The sequence below is a fragment of the Sorangium sp. So ce176 genome, assembly GCF_051519835.1.
Classification (GTDB): domain Bacteria; phylum Myxococcota_A; class Polyangia; order Polyangiales; family Polyangiaceae; genus Sorangium; species Sorangium cellulosum_G.
The window spans coordinates 8,422,140-8,441,951 of the sequence record NZ_CP150371.1 but is presented as its reverse complement, the minus strand read 5'-3'; the positions used below and the strand labels follow the sequence as shown (position 1 = coordinate 8,441,951).

The window sequence follows — 19,812 nt, the reverse complement described above, 5'->3', positions numbered from 1 at the left end:
GTCACCGCGAAGCGGGAGTGCAATGAAGAGCAATCGAGACTATCGCCCGAAGCGGGGCGCGCTTCGCCGTGCTGCGGTGCTCGGGGTGATGTTGAGCCTCGGCGCTCCTGCAGGAGACGCAGGCGCCGCCGCCCCGATCAAGGTCAGCGACGTCAGGCTCGCGGCGCCGGCGGACGACAGGGCCGAGATCGTGGTGGCGACGAGCGGCGAGCCGCGCTTCTCGGCGAGGATCGCGGACGGCGGCAAGCGGCTCCTCATCGATCTCGAGGGCGCCGAGATGAGCGGGGCGCCCGGCGCGATCACGGACGGCAACGCGATCGTGGCCGGGGTGATGACGCAGGGCTTCGGCAAGGCGGCCCAGCGCACGACGCGGTTGCTCGTGCAGCTCGCGCGCCCGGCGGCCTACCGGATCCGCGCCGAGCAGGGCGCGCTCGTTGTCGAGCTGGCCGCCGCCGCCGCGACCGCGCCCATGGCGGCGCGGGCCCCGAGCGGCCCCGCGGCGGCGCCGCCGGCCCGCGAGCCGGCGGCGGTCACCGACGTGCGCTTCGAGCACCAGGCGACGATCGATCGGGTCATCATCGAGCTCTCGTCGATCCCGAGCTACCGCGAGTCGACAGGCAAGGGGGGCCGACGCGTCATCGAGCTGAGCGGCGTGCGGCTCCCGGACGCGCTCCAGCGCACGCTCGACGTCGGCGCCTTCGGCGGCCCGGTGCGCGCGATCTCGACGTTCCGGCGCAAGAGCGACGGCTCGAAGGTCGTCGTCGAGGTCGAGCAGTCCGAGGGCGCGGCGGGCGCCGTCGCGCGCGAGGGGAACGCGCTCGTGCTCAGCGTGGCGCGGGGGGCGCTGCCCTCGACCCTCTCCGGGATCGGCGCGGACGGGCGCGCGGCGCGGCGGACCCGCACGGTCGCGCGCGAGGAGGCGCTCGACGGCGGCGCGCCGCGGATCGAGACGTCGTTCGAGGGGGCGGACGGGGGGGTGGGGGCAGAGCCCAGCTTCGCCGGGCGCAGCCCCCACCAACCGATGAGCAGCCAGGAGTCGCTCGTCGAGCCGGACCAGGCCGGCGCCTTCATGCCCGCGATCGCCGGGCAGCAGCGGCGGTTCACGGGGCGGCGCATCGACCTCGACCTGAAGGACGCGGACATCCACAACGTCCTCCGGCTGATCTCCGACGTCGGGCGGGTCAACATCGTGACCGCCGACAACGTGAGCGGGACGGTCACCATCCGCATGCGCAACGTCCCGTGGGACCAGGCGCTCGAGACGGTGCTCCAGGCGAAGGGCCTCGGCGTGGTCCGCCAGGGCAACATGATCCGCGTCGCGCCGATCGCCGACCTCAACAAGGAGCGGGAGCTCGCGATCGCGCGGCGCAAGAGCGAGCTCCAGCTCGCGCCGATCGAGACGCGGCTCATCCCGATCAACTACGCGGACGCGCGGGACCTCCAGGATCGCTCGAAGGACATGCTGTCGCCGCGCGGCTCGCTCGCTGTCGACGAGCGGACGAACGTGCTCATCGCGCGCGACGTCGCGGGCAACCTGAACCAGATCGAGGAGCTTGTCCGCTCGCTCGACACGCAGACGCCGCAGGTGCTGATCGAGGCGCGCGTGGTCGAGGCGACGAGCCGCTACGTGCGCGACATCGGCATCCAGTGGGGCGGCGACGGGACGTTCAGCGCGGCGACCGGCAACCCGACGGGGCTCGTGTTCCCGTCGGCGATCGGCGTGACCGGCGGCGCGACCGACTCGAACACCCCGACCGGCGGCCTCTCGCCGTTCGCGAACCAGGTCGCCAACCCGAACTTCGCGGTGAACCTGCCGGCGATCGTCGGCACCGGGACCGGCGGCGCGCTCGGCTTCACGCTCGGCTCGATCAACAACACAGTCAACCTCGGCGTCCGGCTCTCCGCGGCCGAGGCGAGCGGCATGCTGCGGATCGTCTCGAGCCCGCGCATCCTCACGCTGGACAACAAGGAGGCGCGGATCAGCCAGGGCACGCTGATCCCGTTCTCACAGATCAGCGCCCAGGGCGTGCAGACGACGTTCCAGGAGGCGAAGCTCCAGCTCCTCGTGAAGCCGCACGTCACCTCGGACGGCAGCGTCGCGATGCACGTGAAGATCAACCGCGACGAGCCCGACTTCAACCAGACCTCGGCCCGCGGCGACCCCACCATCCTGAAGCGCGAGGCCGAGACCGACCTGCTCATCATGGACGGGCACACGGCGGTGATCGGCGGGATCTTCACCCGCAACACAGGCCGGAACCTCGATCAGGTGCCGTTCTTCGGGGACATCCCCATCCTCGGCCTGCTCTTCCAGCGGCGCCGCGCGAGCGACACGCGGAGCGAGCTCGTCATCTTCCTGACGCCGCGGATCGTGAACCGCGCCGAGGCGCTCGGCCGGTAGCGCGCCGCGCCTTCGTCCCGGCGCGGCGCGCCTCTTCGCCGGTCAGACGCGCTTCCGCCGGGGCGGCTCGCGCATGTGCGGGACGGCGTCCATCACGAGCCGGCGCAGCCACGCGCGCGCCGGGTCGTGCTCGGTCCGGCTGTTCCACGCCATGGCGATCTCGATCGGCGGCAGCTCGAACGGCAGGTCGAAGGTGCGGAGCGGCAGCACGCTCGAGAACGCCCGCCCGAGGCGCGTGGCCACGGTCGCCACGAGGTCCGAGGCCGTGACGACGTGCGGCAGGAGGAGCACGTTCGGCACGACCATGACCTCGCGGCGCGCGACGCCGCGCGCGGCGATGAGGTCGTCCGCGACGCCTTCGTGCGCGCCTTGCGCGCGGGGCCGGGAGGCGACGACGTGCGGGAGGGCGGTGTAGGTCGGCAGGTCGACGCGCCCGCGCGCGGTCGGGTGGCTCGCGCGCGCGAGCCCGGCGAAGCGGTCCTCGAAGAGCGCCGCGCGGCGGAGGTCGGACGGGAGGCCGTCCGGCGGGAGGACGCCGATCGCGAGGTCGATCTCGCCGTGGCGGAGCGCGTCCACCGCGCGGGCGTCGAGGGGGAGCAGGTGGACGGCGAGCCGCGGCCCGCCCTGCGCGAGCGCGGCGTTGAGCTGCGGCAGGAGGAGGAGCTCCACGTACTCGGTCGTGGCGATCCGGAAGGCGCGGTCGCTCGTCGCGGGGTCGAAGGCCGGCGTCGTCCCGCCGAAGAGGCCCGCGAGATCGAGCATGATCGCCGCGACCTGCGGGGTCATCGCCTCGGCGCGCGAGGTGAGCGCCATCTGCCGGCCGACCCGGATGAGCAGCGGGTCGGAGAAGAGCTCGCGCAGCCGCGTCAGCGCGTGGCTCATGGCGGGCTGGCTGAGGCCGACCCGGCGGGCCGCGAGCGTCACGCTGCGCTCCTGGAGCAAGGCGTCGAGCGCGATCACGAGGTTGACGTCGATCGCCGAGAGATTCACGGGCGGGATATAGACCGGCCGCCGTATCCACGAAGCGGATACTTACGTTTTCTTGCGCGCCGGGCGCCGGGGCGCGGTGGTGCGCTGCAAGTGGTTGGAGTTACAGACCAATCGTCGGCAAACCGCGGCCGCGCGCGGGAAAGCGCGGCGGCGTGGGCGGGATGACCGATCCGGCGCTCGCGGCTGCTGGTCGCGCGGCCGGCCTGGCTGCTACGGTCGCCCGCGGCTCCACCGACCGGCGGCGCCCCGCGGAGACCATGACATCGACCGTTCTGCTCGGGGGGATCGATTTCTTCCACCTCATGAACGATCGCGCCATGCGATCGCGCGGCCAGGCCGGCAATCACTGCCTGTACGTGCTCGAGCTCGACGGCCGCCTCGACGTGGGCCGACTCGCGGCGCGCCTCGAGCGCGCGACCCGGGTGCTGCCCGAGCTCCGCTTCCGGCTCGACAACAGCGTCCTCGGCCGGGCCGGGCGGCCCCGCTGGGTTGTCGATCACCACCGGCGCGCCCCCGCGCCGCGGCTCCACGAGGTGGCCGGCGAGCGCGAGCGCGCGGCGCGCGTCGAGGCGCTGCTCGCGGACCGGATCTCCGTGGAGCGACCGTGGGCGCTCGACGTCGTGCGCGCGGCGGGGGAGGGCGACACGGTGGTGTTCCGCCACCACCACGCGCTGACCGACGGCAGGGGCGCCGACAGGCTTGTCGCCTGGCTCGGCTCTGGCAGCGGCGACGCGCCGGACGACCCGCCTCTCTGGCAGGAGCGGCACGACACCCCGGAGCGCCTGCTGGCCGCCCTCGGCCGCGACGAGCGGCTCGCCCTCGCGCGCGCTTACAAGGCCCACGTGCTGGCGCTCGGGCGCGCGCCGATCCTGTCGCTCGCGCGGGCGTGCGCGCGCGACAGGATCGGCGCGCGGGCCGCCGTCTCGCGCGTCCACCGGCTCACGCTCTCGGCGGACGAGACCCGGGCCTTCGACGTCCGGGTGCGGCAGCGCGCGCGCCTGGCCGAGTCGAGCCTGCTGCTGATCGCGGCGACGCGGCTCGCCGACAGGGCGCTCGTGGCCCGCGGCTTCGCCCCGCCGCACCACGTGATCCCGCTGCCCCTCTCGCTCGACCCGAAGGCCGGCTCGCGGCGGCTCTTCGGCAACCACCTCACGATGGTCCTGCTCTCGCTCGGCCGCGACGAGCTTCACGACGACGCCCGCGCGGTGGCCCGCCTGGCCGAGCAGCAGCGCGCGATGGTGCGCGACAGGCTCGACCTCGCCATGGTCGCCGCGCTCGATCTGGCGCGCTGGCTCCCCGGGCCGGTGTACCGCTGGCTCGGCGACCAGCCGTTCCAGGGGGAGCTCGCCTCGCTGATCGTCTCGAACCCCGGCGCCGTGACGGTGGAGCGGTTCGCGGGGCTGCCTGTGCGCTCGGCCTACCCGCTGCCAGCGGTGGTCTCGCCGCCGGGCTTCCAGGTCATCTTCAGCCGCTTCGGCGGGCGCCTCTCGGCGTCGATCGTCCACGGCGACGGGCTGCTCCGCCCGGACGAGGCCGCGGCGATGCCGGCCGCGCTCCGCGCCGAGCTGCTCGGCGAGCCCGGGCCGGCGGCCGCGGTATAAGGGCCGGCGTCATGCGCAACGTCGACATCGTCATCATCGGCAGCGGCATCGCCGGCGGCCTCCTCGCGCGGCAGCTCCGCCTCGCGTGCCCCGATCTCGGGGTCCTCGTGCTCGAGGCCGCCGCGGCGATGGAGGATTACAAGGTCGGAGAGAGCACGGTCGAGGTCGCGGCCAACTACATGGTTCGCCGGCTGAACCTCGGCACGTACCTCTACCAGCACCAGCTCCCCAAGAACGGGCTCCGCTTCTTCTTCGACTCGGAGGGCAAGGATCTCCCGCTCCCCCGGATGAGCGAGATCGGCTCCGACCACATGCCGTTCCACCCGAGCTTCCAGCTCGAGCGCGCGCGGCTGGAGCGCGATCTCGTCACGATGAACCGCGCCGCGGGCGCGGAGGTCGAGCTCGGCGCCAAGGTGGTCGACGTCGCGATCGACGGTCGCGGGCGGCACCGGGTCGTCTACGAGCAGGGCGGCGAGCGGCGCGAGGTCGCCTGCCGCTGGGTGTGCGACGCCTCGGGGCGGCGGCACGTTCTCTTCCGGAAGCTCGGCGTGAAGGTCCACAAGGAGACGCGCCTCAACACGGCGGCCGCGTGGGGCCGCTACCGAGGCGTCGCGGGGCTCGACGCGGTGACCGACGCCGCGTGGCGGTCGCGCGCGCGGTACACCTCCCGCCACCTGTCGACGAACCACTTCATGTACGACGGGTACTGGATCTGGTTCATCCCGCTCGCGGGTGACCTGGAGGGGACCGCGAACGCGGATCCCCGACCCGCGTTGATGAGCGTGGGCGTCGTGTTCGACAAGGACCGGATCGGCGAGGGCTCGGGCGCGGCGCTCCCCGGGCCGCGCACGCGCGCGGATTTCGAGCGGTTCCTCGGCGCCCACCGGGCCGCGCGCGAGCTGCTCGAGGGGGCGGAGCTCGAGGACTTCCAGAGCTACGCGCACCTGCCCTACCACGCAGCGCAGTACTTCTCGACCGACCGTTACGCGGTCACGGGCGAGGCGGGCGCGTTCACCGATCCGTTCTACAGCCCCGGATCCGATTTCATCGCGACAGCGAACGAGTTCATCACGCAGATGATCCTCTCCGACGTGGCCGGCGACAGGGCCGGGTTCGAGGAGAAGGTCGCGGCGTATGACGCGTACTATCGATTCAAGTACGACAGCACGCTCCGGCTCTACGAGCGCATGTACCCGATGTTCGGCAGCTTCGAGCTCTACCGGCTGAAGTACCTGCTCGACTTCAACAACTACTACAACCTCGTCGCCTGGCCGTTCATGGCCGATCGCGTGACGGACGTTGGGTGGATCCGGGAGGAGCTCAGGTTCACCGATCTGGTGTTGCGCGCCCTCTCCACGATGGGCGAGCACTTCGCGTCGCTGGCGGGTGACCTGGCCGCGCGCGGCGAGTACTTCGCGCAGAACGAGGGGCGCTTCGCCAACGGGCTCAACGGCGTCGCGCAGCTCGAGACGCGGCTCGGGCCGACGATCGACGAGGGTTTCCGGCGGGAGCAGGTCGACCGGGCGTACGGGAGCGTTTTCGCGGCGCTGGTGGAGCGGCGGCTCGGCGAGCCGGGGCTGTCCGACCGCGCGCGTGTTGTCTCGGAGCTCAAGCTCCCGCAGGTGCTCGTGTTCCGGGACATCACGCCCGAGCGGCTGTCGCGCCTCCTCGATCGCATCGCGGAGCGGATGACCCGGGAGCTCCGGGGCGAGTTCCCGGACGCGGGGGTCGAGCGGGTGGAGCTCGGGGCGGGCGGTGAGGTCTCGGTGACCGGGCCGGCCGTGGGGACCGGCGCGCACGCCGCGGTGCTGTCGCGGGCCCGGGCGCTCTGGGACGCGTCGGCGGGGTCGCTCGCTCACATCGCCCTCTAGGTTCCTGGGAGCTCTTCGCGCCGCCCGCTGTTTCTCCTGTACGCGCGTCCGTTCCGCAGTATCACAGGCGCCTGATGCGGTGGAGAGCAGCAGGTGGGCGTCTGGGTCCGTGGGCGGTTTCCCTGGCGCTGTCGATGGGCGCCGTCGGCGCGTGTGTCAGCGCCGTGGCCGAGGGTGGCGCGTCCCCTGCGTCGCAGCAGGATCCGTCGGGCCATGGCTGGGTGACAGCGGCGACGCAGGACGCTGGGGGCCCGCGGTGTCCGCACGGCGCGCTGGAGGATCCGCACCGTGGTTTCGTGCGCTGTCTGGAGCCGGGCGAGGCCGATGCCGGCTGGCTCCCGCCGCCGCCGCAGCCCGAGCCCCCTCCGGACGACGCAGGCGCTCCGCCCCCGGATGGCGGCGACGCCGGCCCCATCGACGGCGGCGCCCCGGACGCCGCCGTCGTCTCGGCCCCGCCTCCCGTCGTGGAGATCAGGGAGCCCGAGTTCATGAACGGCGACGTCCCGAACGTGGCCAAGCGTCTCGAGAAGGTCTCCCCCGATCTCGCGCAGTGCGTCGCCGATCATGGCGGGCTTTCCGGCGCATCGGGCAGCGTCAAGATCCAGTTCCTGGTCCGTGCCCGTGGTCGTGCCGAGGGGGTCGAGATCCTGGAGGCCCGCGGTGTGACGCCCGACGCCCAGCGCTGCATCCGTCAATTCCTGAAGAACCGCGCCATCGGCGCCCCCAGCGCCGACCCCGTCGGCGTCACCGTCACCCTCTCCCTTCGCGCCGCGAAATAACGAAGCCCCCATCCCCTGCGAGGTGGTGATCCATCCCTCGCGAGGTGGTGATCCATCCCCTGCGAGGTGGTCCTCCATCCCTGGCGAGGTGGTGACCCATCCCCTGCGAGGTGGTCCTCCATCCCCTGCGAGGTGGTTCTCGATCCCTGGCGAGGTGGTCCTCCATCCCTGCGAGGTGGTTCTCGATCGCTACGGGGGCCGGGGCGGGAGGGGGTGGTTCGCGGGCGGGCGGGCGGGGGTGGGCCCCACGAATCCGAGGGCCGGCCCGCACCGCAGTCACCACCTCCCGGATCGAGCCCCCCGTTCCTCTGGCACTAGCCCCCCAAAAGGCCCGAGTTCGTGGGGGGACCCCCGCCCGCCCGCCCGCGAACCACCCCCTCCCGCCCCGGCCGTTGCCCTCTGGATCCAGGACAAGGAGAGGTTGACGCAGCCCCCACCGCTCCTATCCTGCCCCGCCGCTGTGCCCGACCCGACGCTCACCCGCGAGATCGCCCGCCGAAAGACGTTCGCGATCATCTCCCATCCCGACGCTGGCAAGACCACCCTCACCGAGAAGCTCCTGCTTTACGGTGGCGCGATCCAGCTCGCCGGCGCCGTGAAGGCGAAGAAGGCGCGGGCCCACGCCGTGAGCGACTGGATGGAGATGGAGCGCGAGCGCGGCATCTCCATCTCGACCAGCGTCCTTCAGTTTCCGTACAAGGGCCGCCTCCTGAGCCTTGTCGACACCCCCGGCCACGCCGACTTCAGCGAGGACACCTACCGCGCGCTCATGGCGACCGACGCGGCCATCATGATCCTCGACTGCGCCAAGGGCGTCGAGACGCAGACGAAGAAGCTCTTCCGGGTGTGCAAGCTCCGGCAGATGCCGATCTTCACGTTCGTGAACAAGCTCGACCGCCCGGGCCGCGACCCGTTCGAGCTCATCGGCGAGGTCGAGGAGGTCCTCGGCATCGGCGTCTACCCGGTCACCTGGCCCATCTTCGCGGGCGGCAAGTTCCGCGGCGTGTACCACCGCGAGCGCAAGCAGGTGTTCCTGTTCGAGCTCGTCGCGCACGGCGCCGAGATCGCCCCGATGGAGGTCGTGTCGCTCGACGCCCCCGAGCTCGTCGACGCCGTCGACGAGGAGGGCGCCCGCCAGCTCCGCGAGGACATCGAGCTCATCGACGCCGCCGGCGACGCGCTCGACCGCGACAAGCTCGCCCGCGGCGAGGTCACGCCGATGTTCTTCGGCAGCGCCATCACCAACTTCGGCCTCCCGCAGTTCCTGGACGCCTTCATCGAGCTCATGCCCCCGCCCGCGCCGCGCGGCAGCGACAAGGGCCCCATCGCCCCGGACGACGACCGCTTCACCGCGTTCGTCTTCAAGATCCAGGCGAACATGGACCGGGCCCACCGCGACCGGATCGCGTTCCTCCGCGTCTGCTCCGGCAAGTACGAGCGCGGCATGAAGGTGCACCACGTCCGCCTCGACCGCGACATCCGGCTCACCAACCCGGTGCAGTTCATGGCCCAGGAGCGCACGCTCGTGGAGGACGGCTTCGCGGGCGACATCATCGGCGTCTTCGACCCGGGGCTCTTCCTCATCGGCGACACCCTCTGCAGCGGCTCGCCCGTGAAGTACGCCGCGCTGCCGCAGTTCCCGCCGGAGCAGTTCGGCCGCGTCGTCATGGTCGACCCGATGAAGCGCAAGCAGCTCAAGAAGGGGCTCGATCAGCTCGCGCAGGAGGGCTCGGTGCAGCTCTTCCGGCCGCCGGAGGGGCGCGAGGGCGAGGCGATCCTCGGCGTGGTGGGCGAGCTCCAGTTCGACGTCGTGAAGCACCGGCTCCTGGCCGAGTACGGCGTCGAGGCCCGGATCGAGCGGCTCTCGTTCAGCATGGCCCGCTGGGTCGAGGGCGAGCCGGTGCCTCTCGCCGAGCTCGAGTCGAACCTCTACGGCTACGGCGCCCTCGACGTGCACGGCAGCGCGGTCGTGCTCTTCAAGGGCGACTGGCAGCTGGAGAGCTGCGCGAAGGCGTTCCCCAAGACCCGCTTCGTGGAGCTCGGCGGCTCGATCAACCCCGTGTGAGCGGCGGCCGCGCCCGCGGCCGCCATTCCCCGCCCGCGGCCGCTACTCCGCCAGCAGCGCTTTGAGGTGCCGCACCGACGGCGAGCCGTAGCTGAGCAGCCGGTCGTGGTAGGCGCGCTCCGTGAAGCCCGGCTTGCCCTGGTGCTCGGCGCGCAGGCGCATCATCTCGGTGAAGCCGTGGTAGTAGGTCGTGAGCTGCGCGCTCGTGAGCCGGGCGCGCCGCCACTTGCCGACGGCCTCGCCTTCCTCCTGGAACGCCTCCTTCGTCATGAGCGCGAGCGCCTCCGTCTCGTCCATCGCGCCCGCGTGCACCCCGTTGTCGAGGAGCGCGTTCACCGCCAGGCGCAGCACCATCTTCTGGCGCTGCAGCCGCACCTTCGGGCCGCCGAAGCCGTGGTGGGCCATCAGCCACTCGGTGTAGACCGCCCACCCCTCGACGAACGGGCCGCTCGAGAACACAGCGCGGATCTTCGAGGGGAACCTGTTGTTGTGCATGAGCTGCAGGAAGTGGCCCGGCATCGCCTCGTGCACCGTGAGCTCGGCGAGCATGCTCTGGTTGTACTCGCGGTAGAACGAGTCGACGCGCGCCCGCGGCCAGCCCTCCGGCGTCGGCGCGATCGCGAAGAACGTCTCCTGCTTCGGCTCGAGCGGGCCCGACGCGTCGCAGTAGGCGACCGCGACGCCGCGGCGGTACTCCGGCATCTCGATGACCTGGCACGGCTCGTCCGGGATGCGCACGAGATCGCGCTCGCGGACGAACGCCGTCGCCGCGGCGAGGAGCTTCTCCGACTCCTTCACGATGGTGGCGTTCGTCGGGCGCTCGGCCGCGACAGCGTCGAGGACCCTCCGGATCGCGGCCATCTTCTCGTCCCGCGTCTCGACCTTCGGGAAGGGCTGCTTGCCGAAGAGCGTCGGCCAGAGCTCCCTCGAGGTCTCGAGCATCTCCGCGTGCGTCTGCGCGAGCAGCGCGCGGGCGTCCTTGACCACCTCGTCGATGTCGACGGACGCGTCGTCGAGCGCGAAGCGGAGCTTCTCCTCGAAGCGCGCGCGGCCCAGCCGGAAGTCGCCGGTGCTCCTCGGGAGCAGGTCCTTCTCGAGGAACGCCTGGAAGTCCTCGAGCGCCGCGGCAGCGGCGCTCGCCGCCGCCTCGAGCTCGGCCTTCTGCGCCGGGACCTCCGCGAAGCGCGAGGGCAGCTCGTCCTTGCAGAGCGCGATGAGCCCCTGGTTCTGCGTGATCGCCGTCTCGGTGTAGATCCGCGGGGGCGCCGCCGTGAGCCGCTGCTTCGCGGTCCGGACCAGCGCGGGGACGCCCGAGAGGCGGCCGCCGAGGCTCCGCAGGCGCTCCTCGAGCGGCGCGAAGCTGCGCGTGATCAGCGGGTCGAGCCCGTCGCCGACGAGGCCGGTGTAGACCATCGGGTTCCACGTCGCCTCGCGGAGCTCGTCGATCGCGAACAGCGCGGAGCGGAGCTGGTTCTCGATCATGGCCGCGTCGACGCGGCCCTGGAGGCCGAGCGCCTCCGCGGGCACAGCGCGCAGCTCGGCCAGCGCGCCCTCGAGCGCGCGCCGCCGCGCCGCCTCGCCCTGCTCGCTGACGTCGGGCCACAGGGCGTCGTACCGGTGGTCGCCGGCCTCGGTGGCCCGGACCGGCTCGTCCCGCAGGTGCTCCTCGAGCACGCGCGTCGACAGCGCCGCGAGCGCCTGCTCCGCGCCCGCCGCCCCGGCCCGGGCGCCGCCCGCGCTCACGACGGCCTCCTTCGCCCCGGGCTGCGCGGGCGGCAGGGCGGCGGGCTCTGCCGAGCCGCACGCGCAGAGGTGCGCGAGGAGCAGGGGGAGACAACCGAGGAGCGCTCCACGGGGTCGGTGGAGAGCCTGGCGTGTCTGGGATCCGCGGAAAGAAGAACGCTCATCGGAGGCACCCTGTCGTCGCACCTGCGCGTTCTAGCGCCGGCGAGCGGAGAAGGGAACGTGCGGTCGGGTGAGCCGCGAGGTCGCGGCGCGTCACGGCGCGCTGCCGAGCGAGGCCTTCGCGAGGCGAGAGATCGCGTCCATGTCGCCGTGCACGGCGTCGAGCAGCGGGCCGAGCGCGAGCCGGAGCTGCTTCGAGTTCGGGTGGCGGAGGACGCGCGCCACGTTCTCGGCCGCCAGCTCGCTCAGGTCCTGCTCGGCATAACGATCGACCTGGGCGCCGGAAAGCGCGAGGCCCGGGAAGGCGGTGCGGCAGAGCGCGTCGACCAGCTCCGCCACGACGCCCGGCGCGATGCCCGCGGTGCCCAGCGCCATGCGCGCCTTCTGCGCGCTGATCGCGCACGACTCCGCGCGGAGCTGGCTGATCACGGGCGAGCCGAGCGTCGTGTGCCAGCGGGAGAGCTCGGCGGCCCGGCTCGCCTCGAGCTCGCCCGGCGGCGCGTCCGAGACCGGCAGGAGCGCGGCCAGCACGTCGGCCGCGCCGGGGTCGATCGCGACGCGGCGCACGATGATCAGCTCGTGGGCCCGCAGGCACCCGATGAGCAGCCGCGCGGACGCGTCGCGCAGGAGCGGCGCGAGCGCGGCCGCGATCACCGTGGGCGGCGAGCCGATGAGCCCGGGGCTCGACCCGCGCCCGTTGCCCGCCCCGGCGCCGCGCAGGCGCTGCGCGCCGGAGCTCGGCGGCGAGCGCACGCTCTTGGGAGGGGGCACGCTCGACGGCGGCGCGTTGCGGTCGATGACAGGCGAGGCGCCGGACATCAGCCCGAGGCCGCGGCTGCTCGCGGGCGCCGCGCCCCAGCCGGGACCGCTCGGCGGTGGCCGGCTCGACGGGGTGCCCCCGCCCGCGCTCCGCGACGGATCGTGGACGAGCACCGGGCTCGACCCGGCGCGCCGCGACTGCGTGGTGCGGTCGGTCACCACGTGCAGCGCCGCGAGCTCGATCGCGCGCAGCGCCGGGACGCCGCGCGGCGCCCGGGCCGCGATCGAGGCGGCGAGCTCTGCCTCCCTGCCGAGGAGCGACGCCTGCGCCGCGATCTCGCGCAGCAGATCTCCGGCGACCTGCGCGCAGCGCTCCGCGGCCCTGTCCGCGGTGCTCTGCGTCTGCGGCTCCTTGAAATAGAGCGTTAACTTACCCCTGACGTTCTCGCCGCGCGCCGCCGCCGTCACCACCTGCGATGCGCTCTCGACGTTGGCAGGTTCGCGCCCCCCGAAAGGCCAGAATCCCATACGCCCATTGTCGCGCGATCTCGAGCCCGGGCGCGAGCGCTTCGAGTGTCCGCCGCCTCACGCCCCCTCAATGGCGAGGCGGAACGGACACATAGCGATTCCCACGCTCGTAGAAGCGCCACGGCTTCTCCGCCCACGCACCTGCATAGTCGACGTTGATGCGGGGCGACCTGCCGATGGGGCCCGCGGCGCCGGAGAGCAGCGAGAGCCGGGCGCCGCAGACATCCATGCCGTACGCGGCGCGGTCGAGGCCCAGCGCCTGGCACAGCTTCCCCGGCCCGTTGGTCAGCTCGATCCGCCCCGGCGCGATACCCCGCCGTCGGCTCATGAGCGACAGGCCGATCACCGGCTCGACGGCGCGGACGAGCACCGCGTGCGGCTTCCCCTCCGAGGCCACGACGATGTTGAACGCCCAGTGCATGCCGTAGAGCAGAAACATGTACGCGTAGCCCGGCGGGCCAAACATGACCTCCGTCCGCGCTGTCCGGCGTCCCCCGGCGCTGTGGGCGGCGAGATCTTCCGGGCCGCGGTAGGCCTCGGTCTCGACGATGCGTCCGGCGGCGATGCCCTCGGGCGTGCTGTGGACGAGCACCTTGCCGATGCACGCCCGGGCCACGACGAGCGCGGGGCGGGCGTAGAAGTCGCGGGGCAGCGGCGCCGCTCCATCGAGGAGCGCGCGGGGCTCGGGGGTGGGGGGCACGGCGGGCTCCGGTCAGACGGCGGGGGGGCGCGCGGCCCGGAAGCGCGCGTCGATGAACGCGAGCACGTCGTCGCGGTGCTTCCTGGCCTGGAGCTCGTGGTGGAACACCGCCGCGATCTCCATCGCGGGCGAGATGACGTAGGTGATCCGCCGGGCGATCCCGACGATCGGCCAGAGGACGTCGTAGGCGCGGCAGACGCCGCGATCGCGGTCGGCGATCATCGGATAAGGGACCTTGTGCGCCTCGGCGAAGCGGCACTGCGTCTTCTGGTCGTCGGTGCTGACGCCGACGATGCTCGCCCCCGCGAGCGCGATCTCGGCGTGGTTGTCGCGGAAGAGCTGGGCCTCGACAGTGCACCCGGGCGTGAACGCCTTCGGGAAGAAGTACACGACGGTGCAGAGCCCGCCCTGCTTCGACAGCACGAAGCGCTGGCCGTCGATGGCCACCTCGTCGATCTCCGGCGCGCGCGCCCCGACCTTCAGCATGTGGCCGCAATCTGCCGCAACTCGCCGCCCGCGTCGACAGGCGCGGCGGCGCGGCGCCCCACGACGCCGCGCGCGGCAGGGCGCCGCGCGGCGGCGTGGAGCGCCGCGCCCGACCCGCGCCGCGCCGCGGGCGTCACGTGTCGATGCCGAGCCGCTTCAGCCGGTAATAGAGAGTCGTGCGCTGCATCCCGAACTGCCGCGCTACCTCGGCCTTGTTCCCCCCGCAGCGCTCGAGGGCGGCGAGCAGCTCCCGCCGCTCGATGTCGTCGAGCTGGGAGCTCAGGTCGACCTTCGGCCGCGACGACGCCGGCGCGGCGAGCGCCTTCCCTGTCGCGTCCGCCTCGCCCGCCGCCGGCGCGGCGCCATGACGCGCGCGGGCGGGCGGCTCGGTCGGCTGCGGGCGCGCCGTGAACGCGAGGTGCTCGGGCTGGATCACGTCGCCGCGCGAGAGGATGGCGGCGCGCTCGACGACGTTCTCCAGCTCGCGCGCGTTCCCGGGCCACGCGTACGCCGTGAGCTTCGCGATCGCCTCCTCGGAGAGCGAGGTGGCCGCGCGCGCGTTGCGGCGCGCGTACTTGCGCAGGAAGTGCTCGGCGAGCGCCCGGATGTCCTCGCGCCGATCGCGGAGCGGCGGCAGCCTGAGCGGGAACACCGAGAGCCGCGAGACGAGCTCCGGCAGCACGCCCGCGCGCGCCCAGGCCTCCTCGATGCCGGGGGTCAGCGACAGCACGACGCGCACGTCGACGCGGGTGGTCTCCGTCGAGCCGATCCGCTCGACCTCGCCGTCGGTGAGCACGCGGAGCAGCCTCGCCTGCAGCGACGGCGCGAGCGGCGCCGGCTCGTCGAGGTAGATCGTCCCGCGGTGGGCGAGCTCGAGCCGGCCCGCGCGCTCGGCGAACGCGCCGTCGAAGGCGCCCCGCCGCCAGCCGAACAGCTCGCGCTCGAGCGCGTCGCCCCGGAACGCGGCGCACGTCACCTTGACGAACGGCTGCTCCTCCCGCGGGGAGCCGACGTGGATCGCCCGGGCGACGACCTCCTTCTCGGCCCCCTCCTCGCCCTCGATCAGCACGTGCGTCGCCGCCTTCGCCACCTCGCCGATCCGGGCGGAGACCTCGCGCATGGCCTCGCTCTCGCCGGCGATCTCGCCGAAATCGATCGGATCCCGCTGCTCGCGCTCGAGGTAGCCGGCGTAGTGCGCGAGCTGCTCGCGCAGCCGCCGGTTCTCCCGGAGGGTCGCGACCCCGGCGATCGTCTGCCGGAGGACGACGGCGAGCTCCTTCGAGTTCCAGGGCTTCTGGATGTACCGGTCGACCACGCCCGAGTTCACCGCGTCGATGAGCACCGCCATGTCCGCGTAGGCGGTGAGCAGCACGCTCGCCGCGTCCGGCCTCCGCTCCTTCGCCTGCTTGAGGAACTCGATACCGCTCATCCCCGGCATCCGCTGGTCGGCCACGATCACCGAGGGATCGAGCCGAGCGAGCAGCGAGAGGGCCTCGGCGCCGCCGAGCGCGTAATGGAGCTTGAACGACTTCCTGAAGGCGAACCGGAACGCATCGAGGTTGTCCTGCTCGTCGTCGACGACGAGGACGTCGAAGCTGTTCCAGTCCAGATCGCGCATCGGGTCGCCCTGCCTCCCAGAGTTACTACAGCTCGGCGCGATCGTGGCAGCGGAGGCGCGCCAGGCCGGCGCGCGGCGCGCGGCGCGCGGCGCGAGGCCAGCAGCCGCTGCGCCGTCGCGCCGCCGCACCCGCCTCGGTCGGGCAGGCGGGGACGGCGGCTCGCGCGGCGCTCGGTCCCCGCCGCTCGCCGCTCGCCGCTCGCCGCGCCCGGGCGGGGGCGAGCGACCTTGCGATCGCGACGCGCGACGTCGGCCCGCGCGCCGGGTGGATCGATTTCTCCGCCGCCCCAGAAATACGCGGTAAGCTCCGCCCCCGCCCGCAAAGAGGGCGGGCTGGGCGAGCCCCACACGGAGGAAGCCGGATCATGCTCGAGGATGTCATCAAGGAGCTGCGCGAAGGGATCGACAAGGCCATCGAAGCTCTCCGGCGGGACCTGGCGAAGGTGCGCACCGGGCGCGCGAACGCGGCCATGCTCGACAGCCTCCGCGTCGACTATTACGGCGTGCCGACGCCGATCGTGCAGATGGCCACGGTGTCCGTGCCGGAGCCGCGGCTCATCACGGTCAAGCCCTGGGAGAAGAACCAGGTCAAGGCGGTCGAGAAGGCAATCCGGGAGAGCGATCTCGGCTTGAACCCGCAGACGGACGCGGACCTCATCCGGCTGCCAATCCCGCCGCTGACGGAGGAGCGGCGCCGGGACATGGTGAAGCTCACGAAGAAGAACGGAGAGGAGTGTAAAGTTGCGATCCGGAAACACCGCCGGGACGCCAACGAGATGATCGACGCCCTCGAGAAGGACGGCGAGGTCAGCGGCGACGAGGCCGAGCGGGCCAAGAAGAAGGTCGAAGACGTGGTGGCCGAGGGGACCAGGCAGGTCGACGCTGTGATCGCGCACAAGGAAAAGGACATCCTGGACGTGTGACCCGGGGCCGCGGCGACGCGGGCTCCGGGGGCGCGGCAGAGCGCGAGGCGGCGGCGGTACGCTGCGGGGGCCTCTGGTAGCGCTCCGGGCGAGGCCGGGGCGTGGCGCGTGGCCCGGAGTCGAGACGGGCGCCGGTGCCCGCGACGACAATGAAGCGTCCAATGAAAAAGAGGCTTGCGGTCCCCCCGGTCCGAGTCGGTAGGATCAGGAAGGTCGGCGAGCGGGCGTCTCGAGACGTCCATTGCGGCGCGAGAGGCCCTGCTTGACAGGTTTTCGGTAGCATGAAACGGTTGGTGTTCGAAGCCGAAGGCCCGGAGCCGTCTCAAGGATTCCCGAGGTTATGCGAGCGATCGCTTCAGGAATGACGGACGTTGGTCTCCAACGCGACCACAACGAGGACAGCTACGCCGTCCTGTCGGAGTATGACCTGTTCATCGTCGCGGACGGCATGGGGGGCCACCGCGCGGGGGACGTAGCCAGCAGGCTGGCGACCGAGTCGATCGCGGACTTCTTCCGGTCCACGTCGCGGGAGGACGCCACCTGGCCATTCCACTTCGACACAAGCCTATCGGAGGAGGAGAACCGGCTCCAGGCGGGCATCCGCGTCGCGAACCGCCAGATCTTCGAGCGCAGCATCCGGTCCCGCGACTGCGCCGGGATGGGCACGACGGTCGTGGGGGCGCTCTTCTCGAAGAAGAAGAACCGCATCTACGTCGGCCACGTCGGCGACAGCCGCGCCTACCGCGTCCGCAAGGGCTCGATCAGCCAGCTCACGCGCGATCACTCGCTGTTCAACGACTACATCCTGGCGATGCCCGAGCTCACCGAGGAGCAGCGGGCCGAGCTGCCGCGCAACGTCATCACCCGCGCGCTCGGGATGAACGACAGCGTCGCCGTCGACCTGATCAGCGACGAGCCGCAGCCCGGCGACGTGTACCTGCTCTGCTCCGACGGCCTGAGCGGGATGCTCTCGGACGATCAGATCCTCCAGATCGTGAGCTCGACCGACGAGGTGCCGGAGATGTGCCGCCGCCTGATCGCCAAGGCGAACGAGAACGGCGGCGAGGACAACATCACCGCGCTCGTGATCCGGATCGACGATCAGGACGAGGCAGCGCTCCCGAACAGCGCGACGATCGGCCCGCCCGCCGACTCGCAGCAGCTCAGCTCGGGCGAGCGATCGACGGTCCCGGCGGCGTCGGCCTCGCGCCCCCAGAAGAGCTGAGGAGCGCCGACGCGGGGCGCGCCGTCAGCGCCCCGCGCTTCCCGCGCGCCCTCGGAGCGCGCGCGGGATCAGCGACCCGCGCGCCGCCCGGCGCGGCTCAGCTCCCGCAGCCGTCGAAGGCGAGCGCGCCCCGCCTGAGCTCGCACGAATAGCCGTCGTTCAGCATCGACAGGCACTCGAAGACGACCCAGATCTCGCCGGCGTTGACGCCCTGCTCGCTCTCGGGGACGAACCAGAACTGGCACGGGTCGGCCGGATCGGAGACGAACGTCTCGCCGCCCGTCCTCGCCGAGGAGAAGCTGATGCTGCCAGTGGCGGGCATCTCCTGGGTCGCCGCGGGGGTGATGGCGGGGATGTTGACGCGGATCTCGGCGGCCGTGGCGGGGTTCCTCGCCTGCGCGGAGACCTGGAAGGTGCCCGAGCCGGTCACGGAGCAGTCGATCGTGGAGCCTTCCTCGCCGTCGGTGAGCACCCGGACCCGCTGGGCCGAGGTCACGTCGCCGAGCGTCGCCGAGTGACCCGCCGCGTTGCAGGAGGCGCCCGGGTCGGCGAAGTTCATCGAGAACGCGCCGCGCGGGGTGGGCGGCGCCGGGTCGCTGCAGCCGAAGCCGAGCAGGGGGAGGAAGCCGAGCACGGGCACGAAGCCGAGGCGGGCGAGACGCATGGGAAGCTCCGGTGGTAGATGGCGGCCCCGAGGCCGCACATCGCTTCTATCGTACTCCGGGGCCCGCGATCAAACGGCGGCCGCGCCCGGCCGAACGGCGGCCGCGCGCGGCGTCGTCGCGCGCGCAGGCGTCACTCGAGCGCCTGCGCGACGTCGCCCCAGAGGTCCTCGGTCGCCTCCAGGCCGACCGAGAGCCGGAGCAGGCCGTCGGCGATGCCGAGCGCGTCCCGCGCCGCCGCGGGCACGGAGGCGTGGGTCATGATGGCGGGGTGCTCGGCGAGCGACTCGACGCCGCCGAGGCTCTCCGCGCAGGCGAAGATCGCGAGCCGCTCGAGGAACCGCGAGGCGACGGGGAGGCCGCCGCGCACGACGAACGAGATCATGGCGCCGGGCGCGAGCATCTGCCGCGCGGCGAGCGCGTGGCCGGGGTGCGTGGGGAGGCCGGGGTAGTTGACCGCCTCGACGGCGGGGTGCTCGGCGAGCCTGGCGGCGATGACCGCGGCCGAGGCGCACTGCTGGCGGACGCGCACGCCCAGCGTCTTGATGCCGCGGAGCACGAGGTAGCAATCGAACGGGCTCGGGACGGCGCCGATCGCGTTCTGCAGGAACCCGATCCGCTCGGCGAGGGCGTCCTCCGACGTGATGAGCGCCCCGCCGACGACGTCCGAGTGCCCGTTCAGGTACTTCGTTGTCGAGTGCGCCACGACGTGGGCGCCGAGATCGAGCGGCCGCTGGAGCACCGGCGTGGCGAAGGTGTTGTCGACGACGAGGAGCGCCCCGCGCGCGCGCGCGATCTCGGCGAGCCCGGCGATGTCGAAGATCTTGAGCATCGGGTTCGTCGGGGTCTCGATCCAGATCATCCGCGTGGCCGGGGTGAGCGCCTTACGGACGACGTCGAGGTCGCTCATGTCGACCGAGGTCGAGGCGATGCCCATCGGCCGCATGACCTTGTCGAAGAGCCGGAAGGTGCCGCCGTAGACGTCGTCGCCCGAGAGCACGTGGTCGCCGGGCCGGAGCGTGTGGAGCAGGGTGGCGCTCGCGGCGGAGCCGCTGCCGAAGGCGAAGCCGTGGCGCCCTCCCTCGATCGCGGCGAGGCACGCCTCGAGCGCCTTGCGGGTGGGGTTGCCGCTGCGCGAGTACTCGAACCCCTTGTGGTCGCCCGGCCGCTCCTGGGCGAAGGTGCTCGCGAGGACGATCGGGGTCATGACCGCGCCGCTCGTCGGATCCGGCGGCTGTCCGGCGTGGATGGCGAGCGTGTCGAGGGCGAGCCTGTCGTGACCTAGGTGGGGCTTCATGC

Annotated in this window: 15 protein-coding genes; 7 read left to right on the top strand and 8 right to left on the bottom strand. The window is 72.6% G+C overall.

The annotated features are described in order from the left end of the window. Positions 1-22: 22 nt before the first annotated feature. Positions 23-2,401: a type IV pilus secretin PilQ gene (pilQ, locus tag WMF42_RS31790; RefSeq protein WP_437686542.1), complete on the top strand. Its 2,379-nt coding sequence runs from the start codon at positions 23-25 to the stop codon at positions 2,399-2,401. A gap of 42 nt (positions 2,402-2,443) precedes the next feature. On the opposite strand, the gene WMF42_RS31785 is transcribed toward pilQ, so the two are convergent. After that, positions 2,444-3,391, bottom strand: coding sequence for a LysR family transcriptional regulator (locus tag WMF42_RS31785; protein ID WP_434042332.1), 948 nt, complete (start codon positions 3,389-3,391; stop codon positions 2,444-2,446). A gap of 257 nt (positions 3,392-3,648) precedes the next feature. On the opposite strand from WMF42_RS31785, the gene WMF42_RS31780 reads away from it, so the two are divergent. The 4 genes from WMF42_RS31780 (at position 3,649) to WMF42_RS31765 (ending at position 9,707) form a co-directional block, all read left to right on the top strand. Then, on the top strand, positions 3,649-4,992 hold the full coding sequence (locus tag WMF42_RS31780; RefSeq protein ID WP_437686539.1) for a wax ester/triacylglycerol synthase domain-containing protein: 1,344 nt from the start codon (positions 3,649-3,651) through the stop codon (positions 4,990-4,992). A gap of 11 nt (positions 4,993-5,003) precedes the next feature. Beyond that, complete coding sequence (locus tag WMF42_RS31775; protein WP_061608919.1) at positions 5,004-6,863, top strand: NAD(P)/FAD-dependent oxidoreductase; 1,860 nt, start codon at positions 5,004-5,006, stop codon at positions 6,861-6,863. A 488-nt stretch (positions 6,864-7,351) separates the two neighbouring features. Beyond that, on the top strand, positions 7,352-7,642 hold the full coding sequence (locus WMF42_RS31770; RefSeq protein ID WP_155798473.1) for a hypothetical protein: 291 nt from the start codon (positions 7,352-7,354) through the stop codon (positions 7,640-7,642). Positions 7,643-8,102: 460 nt separating this feature from the next. Continuing rightward, the gene (locus WMF42_RS31765; RefSeq protein ID WP_061612684.1) at positions 8,103-9,707 is read left to right on the top strand and encodes a peptide chain release factor 3; all 1,605 of its coding nucleotides are present in this window, start codon (positions 8,103-8,105) and stop codon (positions 9,705-9,707) included. A gap of 42 nt (positions 9,708-9,749) precedes the next feature. Here the strand turns inward: WMF42_RS31765 and WMF42_RS31760 are convergent, their stop codons facing one another. The 5 genes from WMF42_RS31760 to WMF42_RS31740 all read right to left on the bottom strand — a co-directional run bounded on the left by WMF42_RS31760 (position 9,750) and on the right by WMF42_RS31740 (position 15,703). Beyond that, entirely contained in the window at positions 9,750-11,450 is a 1,701-nt protein-coding gene (locus tag WMF42_RS31760) for a DUF885 domain-containing protein (RefSeq protein WP_437686537.1), read from the bottom strand. Positions 11,451-11,705: 255 nt separating this feature from the next. Further along, a complete protein-coding gene (locus WMF42_RS31755) occupies positions 11,706-12,899 on the bottom strand; it encodes a hypothetical protein (protein ID WP_061612683.1) in 1,194 nt (397 codons plus the stop codon). A 67-nt stretch (positions 12,900-12,966) separates the two neighbouring features. After that, positions 12,967-13,599 (bottom strand): DNA-3-methyladenine glycosylase, encoded by a 633-nt coding sequence (locus WMF42_RS31750; RefSeq protein WP_061612682.1) that lies wholly within the window; start codon positions 13,597-13,599, stop codon positions 12,967-12,969. Positions 13,600-13,611: 12 nt separating this feature from the next. Further along, complete coding sequence (locus tag WMF42_RS31745; RefSeq protein WP_061612681.1) at positions 13,612-14,085, bottom strand: peroxiredoxin; 474 nt, start codon at positions 14,083-14,085, stop codon at positions 13,612-13,614. Between the two features lie 133 nt (positions 14,086-14,218). Further along, complete coding sequence (locus WMF42_RS31740) at positions 14,219-15,703, bottom strand: sigma-54-dependent transcriptional regulator (RefSeq protein ID WP_061612680.1); 1,485 nt, start codon at positions 15,701-15,703, stop codon at positions 14,219-14,221. A gap of 365 nt (positions 15,704-16,068) precedes the next feature. Between WMF42_RS31740 and frr the strand changes: the two genes are divergently transcribed. Further along, positions 16,069-16,626, top strand: a complete 558-nt coding sequence (frr, locus tag WMF42_RS31735) for a ribosome recycling factor (protein WP_061611528.1) — start codon at positions 16,069-16,071, stop codon at positions 16,624-16,626. A 361-nt stretch (positions 16,627-16,987) separates the two neighbouring features. After that, positions 16,988-17,851, top strand: a complete 864-nt coding sequence (locus WMF42_RS31730) for a Stp1/IreP family PP2C-type Ser/Thr phosphatase (protein WP_437686533.1) — start codon at positions 16,988-16,990, stop codon at positions 17,849-17,851. A gap of 97 nt (positions 17,852-17,948) precedes the next feature. On the opposite strand, the gene WMF42_RS31725 is transcribed toward WMF42_RS31730, so the two are convergent. Continuing rightward, the gene (locus tag WMF42_RS31725; RefSeq protein WP_061611526.1) at positions 17,949-18,515 is read right to left on the bottom strand and encodes a hypothetical protein; all 567 of its coding nucleotides are present in this window, start codon (positions 18,513-18,515) and stop codon (positions 17,949-17,951) included. Positions 18,516-18,646: 131 nt separating this feature from the next. Next, the gene (locus WMF42_RS31720; RefSeq protein ID WP_437686531.1) at positions 18,647-19,810 is read right to left on the bottom strand and encodes a cystathionine gamma-synthase; all 1,164 of its coding nucleotides are present in this window, start codon (positions 19,808-19,810) and stop codon (positions 18,647-18,649) included. Positions 19,811-19,812 lie beyond the last annotated feature (2 nt).